This window comes from Kosakonia sp. MUSA4, assembly GCF_013085925.1.
GTDB lineage: Bacteria > Pseudomonadota > Gammaproteobacteria > Enterobacterales > Enterobacteriaceae > Kosakonia > Kosakonia sacchari_B.
Window position 1 is genome coordinate 1439331 of record NZ_CP025697.1, and the last position, 13402, is coordinate 1452732.

11 protein-coding genes are annotated in these 13402 nt (G+C 54.1%); 4 read left to right on the forward strand and 7 right to left on the reverse strand.

What is annotated here, in order from left to right:
* Positions 1-243 precede the first annotated feature (243 nt).
* Together chiP and C0557_RS06870 are read left to right on the forward strand one after the other, a co-directional pair.
* Positions 244-1641, forward strand: coding sequence for a chitoporin (chiP, locus tag C0557_RS06865; RefSeq protein ID WP_074775252.1), 1398 nt, complete (start codon positions 244-246; stop codon positions 1639-1641).
* 44 nt (positions 1642-1685) lie between these two features.
* Complete coding sequence (locus tag C0557_RS06870; protein WP_208657952.1) at positions 1686-4337, forward strand: beta-N-acetylhexosaminidase; 2652 nt, start codon at positions 1686-1688, stop codon at positions 4335-4337.
* A 106-nt stretch (positions 4338-4443) separates the two neighbouring features.
* Here the strand turns inward: C0557_RS06870 and fur are convergent, their stop codons facing one another.
* The 4 genes from fur to ybfF form a co-directional block, all read right to left on the reverse strand.
* Positions 4444-4890, reverse strand: a complete 447-nt coding sequence (gene fur, locus C0557_RS06875) for a ferric iron uptake transcriptional regulator (protein ID WP_007373881.1) — start codon at positions 4888-4890, stop codon at positions 4444-4446.
* A 289-nt stretch (positions 4891-5179) separates the two neighbouring features.
* On the reverse strand, positions 5180-5710 hold the full coding sequence (gene fldA, locus C0557_RS06880) for a flavodoxin FldA (RefSeq protein ID WP_208657953.1): 531 nt from the start codon (positions 5708-5710) through the stop codon (positions 5180-5182).
* Positions 5711-5873: 163 nt separating this feature from the next.
* Positions 5874-6158 carry a LexA regulated protein gene (ybfE, locus tag C0557_RS06885; RefSeq protein WP_007373883.1) on the reverse strand — a complete coding sequence of 95 codons (285 nt, stop codon included), beginning with the start codon at positions 6156-6158 and terminating at the stop codon, positions 5874-5876.
* A gap of 130 nt (positions 6159-6288) precedes the next feature.
* Positions 6289-7062: an esterase gene (gene ybfF, locus C0557_RS06890; protein ID WP_208657954.1), complete on the reverse strand. Its 774-nt coding sequence runs from the start codon at positions 7060-7062 to the stop codon at positions 6289-6291.
* A gap of 182 nt (positions 7063-7244) precedes the next feature.
* Here ybfF and seqA point away from each other — a divergent pair, with 182 nt between their 5' ends.
* Both seqA and pgm read left to right on the forward strand, forming a co-directional pair.
* Positions 7245-7799 carry a replication initiation negative regulator SeqA gene (gene seqA, locus C0557_RS06895; RefSeq protein ID WP_074775257.1) on the forward strand — a complete coding sequence of 185 codons (555 nt, stop codon included), beginning with the start codon at positions 7245-7247 and terminating at the stop codon, positions 7797-7799.
* Positions 7800-7823: 24 nt separating this feature from the next.
* Positions 7824-9464 (forward strand): phosphoglucomutase (alpha-D-glucose-1,6-bisphosphate-dependent), encoded by a 1641-nt coding sequence (gene pgm / locus C0557_RS06900; protein WP_208657955.1) that lies wholly within the window; start codon positions 7824-7826, stop codon positions 9462-9464.
* 113 nt (positions 9465-9577) lie between these two features.
* Here pgm and C0557_RS06905 read toward each other — a convergent pair whose 3' ends face one another.
* From C0557_RS06905 to kdpD, 3 genes are read right to left on the reverse strand one after another with little or no spacing between them, the layout of a single operon-like run.
* The gene (locus tag C0557_RS06905; protein WP_074775814.1) at positions 9578-10006 is read right to left on the reverse strand and encodes an EamA family transporter; all 429 of its coding nucleotides are present in this window, start codon (positions 10004-10006) and stop codon (positions 9578-9580) included.
* A gap of 32 nt (positions 10007-10038) precedes the next feature.
* Complete coding sequence (gene kdpE, locus C0557_RS06910) at positions 10039-10716, reverse strand: two-component system response regulator KdpE (protein ID WP_043954257.1); 678 nt, start codon at positions 10714-10716, stop codon at positions 10039-10041.
* Positions 10713-13400, reverse strand: a complete 2688-nt coding sequence (kdpD, locus tag C0557_RS06915; RefSeq protein WP_208657956.1) for a two-component system sensor histidine kinase KdpD — start codon at positions 13398-13400, stop codon at positions 10713-10715. Before kdpD ends, kdpE begins: the two co-directional genes overlap by 4 nt.
* Positions 13401-13402 lie beyond the last annotated feature (2 nt).

Sequence of the window (13402 nt, forward strand, 5' to 3'; positions counted from 1 at the left end):
ATGCTGATTAATTGCGTTTAAATTAATCATTTAACCAACTTATGTAGTTTGTTTCAAAACACTACCAATTATGTGCACTTCATCATAATCCTGCATTTTGCTCACTAAAAAGCATTGATAATTCGCGTCGCGAAAAATAGTCTTAAGCCGGTAGTTACTTCGGGGGTATTTCATAACTACCTAAACTTTTTGCTTTTTTTCTCGCCATCACGGCGGTTTATATGCGTCCAGAAGGAATCACTCATGCGTATGTTTAGTGGCAAACGTAGTGCACTGGCGCTGGCTATTGCCAGTGTCACAGCAATGTCGGGCTGGGTTGTATCTCCACAGGCTCATGCAGCAGGTTTTATCGATGATTCCACGCTCACGGGCGGTATTTATTACTGGCAGCGTGAACGTGACCGTAAAGATGTTCTGGAAAATAAATACAAAACTAACCTTTCGCACTCGACCTGGAACGCCAATCTGGATTTCCAGTCGGGTTATGTCGCTGACATGTTCGGTCTGGATATTGCGGCTTTTACCGCGATTGAAATGGCAGAAAACGGCGATAGCGCGCATCCGAACGAAATTGCTTTCTCCTCCAGTAACAAAGCCTACAAAGAAGACTGGTCAGGAGATAAAAGCGGGATCAGCCTGTATAAAGCCGCCGCGAAATTTAAATATGGCCCGGTCTGGGCGCGCGCGGGTTACATTCAGCCAACTGGGCAAACGCTGTTAGCGCCGCACTGGAGCTTTATGCCGGGCACCTACCAGGGGGCGGAAGCCGGGGCGAATTTTGATTATGGCGATGCAGGTGCGCTGAGCTTCTCGTATATGTGGACCAATGAATACAAGGCGCCCTGGCATATCGAGATGGATAAGTTTTATCAGAACGACAGAAAAACCAAAGTCGACTATCTGCACTCGCTCGGCGCAAAATATGACTTCAAAAACGACCTTGTGCTGGAGGCCGCATTTGGCCAGGCGGAAGGCTACGTCGATCAATACTTTGCTAAAGCCAGCTACAAATTTGACGTGGCAGGCAGCCCACTCAGCACCAGCTACCAGTTCTACGGTACCCGCGACAAAGTCAGCAATGGCGGCGTGAACGATATTTATGACGGCACCGCATGGCTGCAAGCGTTGACCTTCGGCTACAAAATTGGTCAGGTCGATTTGCGTCTTGAAGGCACCTGGGTCAAAGCTGACGGCCAGCAAGGATACTTCCTGCAACGTATGACGCCAACCTATGCGTCATCCAACGGGCGCCTCGATATCTGGTGGGATAACCGCTCTGACTTTAATGCCAACGGTGAAAAGGCTCTCTTCTTCGGTGCGATGTATGACCTGAAGAACTGGAACCTGCCAGGCTTTACGGTCGGCGCATCTTACGCCTATGCGTGGGACGCGAAGCCGGCTGATATGGCAACACCGGATGCGTATTACGATCCAAACTACCGCCTGAAAGAGTCCGCTTACAGCCTGGATGCCATTTATACCGTTCAGGATGGTCGCGCCAAAGGCACGATGTTCAAGCTGCACTTTACCCAATATGACAACCATTCTGACATCCCGAGCTACGGCGGCGGCTACGGCAACATCTTCCAGGATGAGCGCGACGTGAAATTCATGGTTATCGCACCGTTCACCATCTTCTGATGCGTTTGCCGGGTTATGCCCGGCTGAAATACAAGGAATAAGTAATGAAAACAGTACGTTTAAGCATCTTGGCCAGCGCAATTTTCGGCGTGTTAAGCAGCCCCGCGCTGGCAAACCAGAGCACCGTCGACGCCATCAGCCAGTTTCATCTTAACTACGCGGTGAAGGATAACTTTGCCGCACAGAACGGCATTGATTGTGCGAAGCTTGGTGCCGACTGGGCTTCCTGCAATAAAGCGGTGATCACGCTGACCAACAATGGTGAGGCTGTAACCGACAAGGATTGGACGATTTACTTCCACAGCATCCGTCCGATACTGGAGGTGGCAAATGACCAGTTCAAGGTCACCCATATCATGGGCGATCTGCACAAGCTGGAGCCAACGGACAAATTTACCGGCTTCCCGGCAAAGCAGGCGGTGGAAATTCCGGTTGTTAACGAGTACTGGCAGTTGTTTGTTACCGATGTGCTGCCTCGTTGGTACGTGACGGCCGAAGGTGCGACGGCAAAAGTGATTGCCAATACCGATACCGAAGATCTGTTCCAGTTTGTTACGCCGCTCGACGGCCAGTGGAAACGTACGCCGGATGATAAAAACATCCTGATGACCGCTGAAGCGCGCTTTGAGAAAAATAGCGACGTCAAAGCGCTAAACCTCTCCACGTTGCGCGGCCAGATTGTCCCCACGCCGCAGAAGGTAAAAATCTCCGGTCAGGATGTGGATCTGAGCAAAGGCGTGACGCTCGATCTCTCTGTGCTAGGCGCAGATGCGCAGGAAGCGGTGAAGTCGCGCTTCGCGCTGCTGGGCGTTAAGGAGGGCAGTTATCCCATCCGCACAGAGATCGCAGTGAAGGCTTTTGCGGGTGATGAAGCCATATCTGGTGCCTATAAGTTGCACATTGGGGCAAATGAAGCGGTAATCACTGGCTTTGATCAGGCTGGCGTGTTCTACGGCCTGCAATCTTTGCTGTCGCTGATCCCTGCCAGTGGCGAGCCGAAAATCGCACAGCTTGAAGCGAAAGACGCACCGCGCTTTGATTATCGCGGGATTCAGCTTGATGTGGGACGTAATTTCCACAGCAAAGATGCCGTACTGCGCCTGCTGGATCAAATGTCAGCTTATAAGCTGAACAAATTCCACTTTCACCTTACCGATGACGAAGGCTGGCGCATTGAGATCCCCGGTCTGCCTGAGCTGACCGACATCGGCAGCAAACGTTGCCACGATCTGAGCGAGAAAACCTGCCTGCTGCCGCAGCTGGGTTCCGGCCCGGACAGTAACAACAATGGCAGCGGCCACTTCAGCCGTGCCGATTACATCGACATACTGAAGTACGCGAAAGCGCGACAGATTGAAGTGATCCCGGAAATTGATATGCCGGCACACGCCCGTGCCGCAGTGATCTCAATGGAAGCGCGCTATGAGCGCCTGATGAAAGAGGGTAAAGAGAAAGAGGCGAACCAGTACCGTTTACTGGATCCGACGGACACCTCCAATACCACCGGGGTACAGTTCTATAATCGCACTGGTTATCTGAACCCGTGCCTCGATTCGTCACGCAATTTCGTTGATAAGGTGATGGGTGAAATCCAGCAAATGCACAAAGAAGCGGGTGTGTCGCTGAATACCTGGCATTTTGGCGGTGACGAAGCGAAAAACATCTATCTGGGAACGGGTTATACCGACCAGAAAAAACCGGAAGCGGGCAAAGGCATCATCGATCAGAGCAAGCAGGACAAACCATGGGCTAAATCTCAGGTCTGCCAGTCTATGGTCAAAGAGGGTAAGGTTGCAGATGTTGAGCATCTTTCCAGCTACTTTGGTATTGAGGTCAGCAAGCTGGTGAAAGCGCACGGTATCGGCACCATGCAGGCGTGGCAGGATGGCCTGAAAGATGCTAAAAATGCCGCCGAGTTTGCCACCGATCACGTCAATGTTAACTTCTGGGATACGCTCTACTGGGGCGGTTTCGATTCGGTAAATGACTGGGCAAACAAAGGGTTCCGCGTCATTGTCTCGAACCCGGACTATGTTTACCTCGACTTCCCGAACGAAGTCCATCCGGCGGAAAGCGGCTACTACTGGGGCACGCGCTTTAGCGATGAGCGCAAGATCTTCAGCTTTGCGCCGGACAACATGCCGCAAAATGCTGAAACCTCACTGGATCGCGACGGCAATCCATTCAACGCGAAATCGGACAAACTATGGCCTGGAGCCTATGGTCTTTCTGCTCAGTTGTGGAGTGAAGTGGTACGTACCGACAACCAGATGGAGTACATGATTTATCCACGCATGATTGCGGTCGCAGAGCGTGCCTGGCACCGCGCCGGTTGGGAACAGGATTATCAGGCCGGTCGCGAGTACAAAGGCGGTGAAACTCATCTGGTCGATGTAAAAGCGCTGGATAAAGACTGGACCCGCTTTGCAAATCTGTTAGGCCATCGTGAACTGGCAAAACTGGACAAAGCAGGCATTAACTACCGCCTGCCTGTACCGGGCGCGCGCGTGGTCGGCGGCAAGCTGGAAGCCAATACCAGCTTCCCGGGAATGGTCGTGGAATATTCTACGGACGGCGGTAAAAACTGGCTGCGCTACGATGATAAAGCGCGTCCGCAGGTGAGCGGGGAAGTGCAGATCCGCACCGCCAGCCCGGACGGCAAACGTTTCAGCCGTGTGGATAGCGTGAAAGCGTAATTATTGCTGAAGTAACCTGCCCGGCAGCGCAAACCTGCCGGGCATTTTTGTTTTTGAAGGGCAAAAAAAAAGCCAACCTGAAGGCTGGCTTGAGTATGAAAAGGGATTATTTCGCATCGTGCGCGTGTTCATCTTCGCGGCAGTCACCCTCGGCGCAGTGGCCGTACAGGTAAAGACTGTGGTTCGTCAGGCGAATGCCGTGTTTGGCGGCGATTTCACGCTGACGCGCTTCGATGGAATCATCACTGAATTCGATCACTTTGCCGCAGTCGAGGCAAATCAGGTGATCGTGGTGATGCTGCTGAGTCAGTTCAAAAACGGATTTCCCGCCTTCGAAGTTATGACGGGTCACAATGCCGGCGTCATCAAACTGGTTCAGTACACGATATACTGTCGCCAGCCCGATCTCTTCGCCCATGTCGATCAGTCGTTTATATAAATCTTCCGCACTGACATGATGGTTATCCGGTTCCTGAAGCACTTCCAGGATTTTTAACCGAGGAAGCGTGACTTTCAGGCCAGCCTTCTTTAATGCGGTATTGTTGTCAGTCATGCGGAATCTGTCCTGTTGCTATACGATTCACTTCCTCAATGGAAGTTAGAAGGAATGCACCTGGGATAATGCGTCTCATTATAGAACTGCCATGGCTAAATGAAAACTGCAAGTCCTCAAGTAAAGTAAGCTTTTAAAACGTGGTGTCACCAGCAACTCCTGTGCTTCATAACACCACTTTAGCAGGGCTTATTGTACAGCGATGGAGAAAAAAGTTAAAAATTTGTAGCAATTATTTCCATTGCTTTTACCTATTAATACCACGTAACCCACAGATTACGCCGTAAAATCAGGCGTTGATGATGTCATCAAGATGTAACTCTTCGCGAACTTGCTTAACCCATTTTTGTACACGTTCTGCGGTCATTTCTGGCTGACGATCTTCGTCAATCGCCAGACCAACGAAATGGCCATCATCCACCAGCCCTTTAGAGGCTTCGAAATGGTAGCCTGCAGTCGGCCAATGGCCCACGATAGTCGCGCCGCGCGGCTCAATAATATCGCGGATCGTACCCAGCGCATCACAGAAATATTCTGCATAGTCTTCCTGATCGCCGCAGCCAAACAGCGCAACTAACTTACCATTAAAATCAATGTCTTCCAGCGTCGGGAAGAAATCATCCCAGTCGCACTGCGCTTCGCCATAATACCAGGTCGGAATGCCGAGCAGCAGAATGTCATATCCTTCGATATCTTCTTTGCTGCTCTTGGCAATGTCATGTACGTCGGCAACGTCCTTACCAAGCTGACTCTGAATCATTTTCGCAATATTTTCGGTGTTGCCGGTGTCGCTGCCGAAGAAAATACCTGTAATTGCCATGAGTAAAATAACCTCTTGAAACCTAATGAATATGATGGTGGCGCTTTGCCCACAGATAAGGGCAATCATAGCAGAACAGAGAAGCGCGCGAAAACAGCTATCGCCGCGGAGTGCACTGTATGACACATGAAAACGTGAAAATAAGAGAGGTGATTCGGAGTAATTACTTTCCGCGCAATGCGCTCAGCTGTGCCAGCAGCATCTCTTCGATAAGTTCGCTGCGGCTCATGTCACGCGCATCGGCAAGTTCGTTTAACGCATCAACGGCTTCCACGTTCAGTTTTAGCTCGACGCGTTTAAGCCCACGAACTTTATCGCGTTTTAATTGATTGCGTTTGTTGATGCGTAACTGTTCATCACGCGAGAGCGGATTCGTCTTCGGCCGTCCCGGGCGACGCTCATTCGCGAACAGATCCAGGGTTGTACGGTCCGTTTGTTCTTTAGCCATGTTTAAGCATACTACGGGAAAGACAAGCAATCGGGCTGCCGCCCGGGCTGAATAGCGCGCCATCATACATCAGCATAACGGGCGCGCCAACGGGCGGACGCGTTCTGGCGACTGGTCGCCGCCTTTTTAATCAGTTTGACTTTTCAGCGAGATAACGATTAATTGCCCGCATCACCGCTTCAGGTTTTTCCGCATGCACCCAGTGACCGGCACCAGCAATCACATGCGCGCGCGCCTGCGGGAACTGTTCAAGCAAAGCGCTCCGGTACTGCTCCGTAACGTAAGGGGAGTTGCCGCCGCAGACAAACAGTGCCGGATGAGGCCATGCGGGAATGGTTTCCCAGCCGACAATATGCGGATATTGCACCCACAACACCGGCACATTGAAACGCCATACACCGTCAACAAACGACTTCAGCAGAAACTGGATCACGCCTTCTTCTTTTACATGCTCGCGCATTAGCGAAGCCGCTTGCTGGCGCGTAGTGACCTGCGCGTCAGTGACCGCATTGATCGCGGCAAATATCTCGTCATGACGGCGAACGTGGTAATCGACCGGTGCAATATCAATCGCCACCAGCTTTTCTACGCGTTCCGGTGCCAGCGCCGACAGCGCCATCACGGCTTTGCCGCCCATTGAGTGACCAATAAAGATAGCTTTGTCGATGTGATGGTCATCCAGCGTATCCAGCAGATCCTGCGCCATTGCCGGGTAGTTCATCTCGTCGGAACGGGGAGAAAGACCGTGGTTGCGCATATCAACCTGCACCACGTCGTACTCCTGCACCAGTTCGCGGGCCAGTACGCCGAGGTTATCAAGGCTACCAAACAGTCCGTGGACAAGGACGACCGGAGAATTGTTGTGCGGATGTTGTGCAGATTGCGCTCGCGTGTTCAATTTCATAGGAAAGTTCTTTTTTTCACTCTGGCAGGTTAGGTTATTATGGTGAACATTCTGCCGCCCGGCTGCAAGGTTAAGAATTACTCTTACTTTTGCCGCCATCCTGGTTTGACGCTATCCGCTGTTGAGATTTCACTTTATAATCCCAACACTTGTATTCAGATTAGATATAGCACTGGATTAAGATGAAAACGATCGAAGTTGATGATGAGCTCTACAGTTATATTGCCAGCCACACTAAGCATATCGGCGAGAGCGCATCCGACATTTTACGGCGTATGTTGAAATTTTCCGCCGTATCACCGGCACAGCCAGCCGCTTCTCTTGCACCGGTAAAAGAGCCGCGTACCGCTGTTGCTGTCGAAGGCATCAAACCGGCTAATACCGCAAAAGATAAAGTCCGCGCTGTGCGTGAGCTGCTCCTCTCTGATGAATATGCCGAGCAGAAAAAGGCCGTCAATCGTTTCCTGATGGTGCTGTCTACCCTCTATTCACTCGACGACAAAGGCTTTACGGAATCCACTGAATCACTGCACGGGCGCACAAGAGTATACTTTGCCGTCAATGAGCAAACCCTGTTGCAGAACGGCAACCAGACCAAACCGAAGCAGGTGCCGAACACCCCTTACTGGGTCATCACCAACACCAATACGGGCCGTAAATGCAGCATGATTGAGCACATCATGCAGTCAATGCAGTTCCCGGCGGAATTGATTGAAAAAGTTTGCGGCACAATTTAATCCTTGCATTGAAAGGACCAGGCAATGGCTAACCACCCGCGTGCGGGTCAACCTGCACAACAGGGCGACTTGATTAACGTCGCCCAGCTTACTGCGCAGTACTATGTGTTGAAACCTGAAGTCGGTAATTCAGAACATGCGGTGAAATTTGGCACTTCCGGCCACCGTGGCAGTGCCCATCGCCACAGCTTCAACGAGCCGCACATTCTGGCCATCGCTCAGGCGATTGCCGAAGAGCGTGCAAAAAACGGGATTACCGGGCCGTGCTATGTGGGTAAAGATACTCACGCGCTGTCTGAACCGGCGTTTATTTCCGTGCTGGAAGTGCTGACAGCAAACGGTGTGGATGTGATCGTGCAGGAAAATAACGGCTTCACGCCGACGCCTGCCATCTCAAACGCCATTCTGGTACACAACAAAAACGGCGGCGCGCAGGCGGACGGTATCGTTATCACCCCGTCGCATAACCCGCCAGAAGATGGCGGGATCAAGTACAACCCGCCTAACGGCGGCCCGGCGGATACCAACGTTACCAAAGTGGTGGAAGACCGCGCTAATGCGCTGTTGGCAGATGGCCTGAAAGGCGTGAAACGCCTTACGCTGGATGCAGCGCTGGCCTCCGGTCATGTAACAGAAAAAGATCTGGTGCAGCCCTTTATTGAAGGGCTGGCGGACATCGTCGATATGGCGGCAATCCAGAAAGCGGGCCTGAAACTGGGCGTCGATCCGCTGGGCGGCTCCGGTATTGAATACTGGAAGCGCATCGCGGAGTACTACAAGCTGGATCTGAGCATTGTTAACGATCAGGTCGATCAGACCTTCCGCTTTATGCACCTGGATAAAGACGGCGCGATCCGTATGGATTGCTCCTCCGAATGTGCGATGGCGGGTCTGTTGGCGCTGCGCGACAAGTTCGATCTGGCGTTTGCTAACGATCCGGACTACGACCGTCACGGCATCGTTACCCCGGCCGGGCTGATGAACCCGAACCACTACCTGGCGGTTGCTATCAACTACCTGTTCCAGCACCGTCCGCAGTGGGGCAAAGATGTCGCTGTCGGTAAAACGCTGGTCTCTTCAGCGATGATCGATCGCGTGGTGAACGACCTTGTCCGTAAGCTGGTGGAAGTGCCGGTGGGTTTCAAATGGTTTGTTGATGGTCTGCATGACGGCAGCTTCGGCTTTGGCGGCGAAGAGAGCGCGGGCGCGTCCTTCCTGCGTTTCGACGGTACGCCGTGGTCAACGGATAAAGACGGCATCATCATGTGTCTGCTGGCGGCTGAGATTACTGCCGTGACCGGGAAAAACCCGCAGCAGCATTACGATGAGCTGGCGGCACGCTTCGGCGCGCCGAGCTACAACCGTTTGCAGGCTTCTGCCTCCTCCGCGCAGAAAGCCGCGCTGTCCAAACTCTCTCCGGAAATGGTAAGCGCCAGCACGCTGGCAGGCGACCCTATCACCGCGCGTCTGACTGCCGCTCCGGGCAATGGCGCATCGATTGGCGGCCTGAAAGTGATGACCGACAACGGCTGGTTCGCCGCGCGTCCGTCAGGTACTGAAGACGCCTACAAAATCTACTGCGAAAGTTTCCTCGGTGATGAACACCGTAAACTGATCGAAAAAGAAGCCGTAGAGATTGTCAGCGAAGTGCTGAAAAACGCGTAATAAAAAGGCTCCTTTGGGAGCCTTAATTTTTGGACCGTACTTATCTTATTCGGCCTGCCAGAAGCGTGTAGGCCGGATAAGGCATCGCCGCCATCCGGCGATTGGGCGCAAACTCACCCCAGCGCCACCATCAGCGCACCGGCAGTAATTAACGCCACGCCCGCTGCCGCCACCAGCGAGACTTTCTCGCCAAACAGGATCACGGCCAGGATCACGGCAAACACCACGCTCAGCTTATCGATAGGAGCAACCCGCGACACGTTGCCGCTTTTGATGGCCATAAAATAGAACAGCCACGACAGCGCGCCCGCGACGCCGCTCAACACCACAAACAGCAGCGCTTTTTTATCGGCCAGCACGGTAGAGACCAGCGACAATTTGCCCTGCACCACGACCACACCGACCAGAAATACGGCCATTACCACCGCACGGATCGCCGTGGCGGTATTGGCGTCGAGATGTTGCAAACCGATCTTGCCGAAAATAGCCACCAGCGCAGCGGTGACCGCCGATAACAATGCATAAATTAGCCAGGCGCTCATCTTACCCTCCCAAAAAACAGCAGGATACGCCTTCAAAGCATAAACCGGTAGCCAATCCCTGTTTCAGTAAGTAAATGGCGAGGGCGGGCAGGATCGGCTTCAAGTTTCTGGCGCAGATGGCCCATATAGATGCGCAGGTAGTGGCTATGCTCGATGGCATTCGGCCCCCAGACCTGGCTTAGCAGTTGTCGCTGGGTTAACACTTTGCCGTGATTGTTCAGCAGCACGGCCAGCAGACGAAATTCAATGGGCGTCAGATGGATCTCTTCCTCACCGCGCTGGATGCGGCGGTTAGCCAGATCGACACGAATATCGGCAAAGGTCACCACCGGTTCGCCGGGGGTTGTGGCCGCATGACGGCGCAGGGCAACGCGCAGGCGGGCCTGCAACTCGCCAATACCAAACGGTTTGCTGAGGTAATCGTCGGCGCCGGCATCAAGAGCCGCAATTTTGTCGCTCTCTTCTGCACGCGCCGAAAGGACAATCACTGGCATCTGGCTCCACTGGCGCAAATCGCGGATAAAGTCCAGACCGTCGCCATCCGGCAGCCCCAAATCGAGGATCACCAGATCGGGTTTGCGGGTAGCGGCTTCAATCAGGCCGCGCTGTAAAGTCTCCGCTTCATGGACGCGCAGCCCCTCAGCTTCCAGCGCGGTACGCAGAAATCGGCGAATAGCTTGCTCATCTTCGACAATCAGAACGTTGATCACAGATCCTCAGATAATTCATCCAGTTGCGGCGGTGTCTCACGTGGAAGTGTAACACAAAACAGCGCCCCCCCTTGCGGGCGATTGCGGGCACTGATGGTGCCGCCATGAACCTCAACAATCGCCTGGCAAATCGCCAGCCCAAGACCGACGCCAGGAATCGCTGATTCCTTGGTTCCTCGCGCGAACTTATCAAAAATGGCCTGCTCTTGTCCTGCCGGAATACCTGGCCCGTTATCCCACACATCCAGCATCAACTGTTGCGGCGTATCATGGGCGGTAATGCCGATCTCCGCCCGCGGTCCTGCGTATTTCACCGCATTTTCCAGCAGATTGATCAGCACCCGTTCAAATAATGGGCCATCAACATGTACCAGCATTAATGGGTTGGGTAGGGCGAGGTTAATATGGCGGCCGCCAAGCCCAGGTTCCAGCGTTCTGAGCGCGCTGCCAACTACCTCTTCCAGCGTTAGCCACTCTTTTTTAAGATTAAAACCGCCGGACTGAATACGCGCCATATCCAGCAGATTATTCACCAGCCGCGTGGTATTCAGCACATGCTGACGGATCTCGTTAGCCTGCGGCGCATGCGAGGAGCCTTCACTTGCCAGATCGAGCGTCAGGATCTCCGCCTGGCCAAACAGCACGGTCAGCGGCGTGCGCAGATCGTGGGAGAGCGCAGCCAGCAAAGAGTTACGAATACTTTCCCGCTCGCTGGCGAGGCGAGCCTGTTCTTCGCTGGTGGCTAATGCCTGGCGTTCAAGCGCACTGGCAACCAGCAGGGTGAAGGTTTCCAGCAGGCGTTGCTGTTCCGGGATCATCAACTGGCGCAAGTTGGCCGGTTCCACAATCAATAACCCATGGGTTTTTTGGTCACTTTTAAGCGGCAAAATTTGATATGGCACGCCGGGCAGGGTGTCGGTTCCCGCTCCGGCTGGCTGGCCTTTATCAAAACTCCAGCGGGCAATCGCATCATCCCAGGGCGTCATTCCGTGGGGTTGCGTCACCGCTTTCAACTGCCCGTGGCTGCCCGGCAGTAACAATTTGCTGCGGGCATCAAAGGTAGACTGGATAAACCTTTCGCTGGTGACGGCGATATCCTTGTTATTACGCCCGACCGCCAGCGCTTTCGACATCTCATAAAGATGGCGGGTGCGCTGCTCGCGATAACGAGCCACGCGCGCCTGATAACGCACCCCGGCAGTGAGATTGCCAATCACCAAACCGACTGTCAGCATCACGCCAAAGGTCAGCAGATATTGCACATCGGAAACGGCCAGCGTGCCGCGCGGAGCGATAAAAAAGAGATCGAAACTGAGGACGTTAATCACCGTGGCGAACGCGGATGGCCAACGCCCATAAAACAGCGCTATCAGCACCACGCCGAGCAGGTAGATCATCACCAGGTTGGCGGCATCGAAAGCCGTTAGCCAATGCGCGGCGATCAGGGTGATTGCCGCGCAAAGGGCGAGGGCGACGGCACAACCTTTTAGCTGTACCCGCCAGCGCTCAATAAACGGGCGTGTATCTCCGGCGCGAGAGGGCAAGGTAACCGGAGCGTCGTCCAGCGCGATGATCACCAGGTCGAGATCTGGCGCGCGGCGCGCCAGCTTATCGGCAAACGATTCCGGGTTCCACCAGCGGTGCTTATTGCGTCGGCCAATAATAATTTTGCCGAGGTTATGCTCACGGGCGTAACGCAGAATCGCCTTATCTTCCGCCGGATCGGAAAGCGTTGCCGTTTCGGCCCCCAGTTCCTGCGCAAGGTGCAGGGCGCTTAAAATCGCCCGCCGTTGCGGTTCCGGCAATTTATGTAGCGACGGCGTTTCGACATACACCGCATGCCAGACGCTGCCCAGTTTGGCCGCCAGCCGCGCCGCTGTGCGGATCAACTTCTCATTGCCCGCGCCATGCCCGACGCAGAGCAGAATGGCATCACGCGTATGCCAGACTTTCTCTTCACCCTGGCGATCGCGCCAGGCGCGCATCTGATCGTCCACGCGGTCGGCGGTGCGGCGCAGCGCCAGTTCGCGCAGGGCAATCAGATTGCCTTTACGGAAGAAGTGTTCGATGGCGCGCTCGGCCTGGCCGCCGATATAGACTTTGCCTTCGTGCAGGCGCTGGCGGAGATCGTCCGGCGGCAAATCCACCAGTACGACCTCATCTGCGTTGTCGAAAAAAGGATCCGGCACGGTTTCACGTACCTGGATACCGGTCACGCCGCTGACCACATCGTTGAGGCTTTCCAGATGCTGGACGTTGACGGTTGTAAAGACATTGATACCCGCTTCCAGCAGCTCTTCTACATCCTGCCAGCGTTTCGGATGGCGCGAGCCGGGCGCGTTACTGTGCGCCAGTTCGTCCATTAAAATGAGCGCTGGACGGCGCGCAAGGGCGTCGTCCAGCGAAAACTCCTGAATCAGTCGCCCGCGATGGGCGATACGGTGTGGCGGCAGGACTGCCAGCCCTTCCAGCAGCGCGGCGGTCTCTTTGCGCCCGTGGGTCTCCACCACGCCAACGAGAATATCAAGCCCTTGCGCCCGCAGACGCTGCGCTTCTTGCAGCATAGCGAACGTTTTGCCCACACCGGCGCAGGCGCCGAAAAAGACTTTCAACTTTCCCCGGTGCGCTGTGGCAGCGTGCTCCAGCAAGCGGTCGGGATTGGGGCGCAAGGGCTCGTCAGTCATGC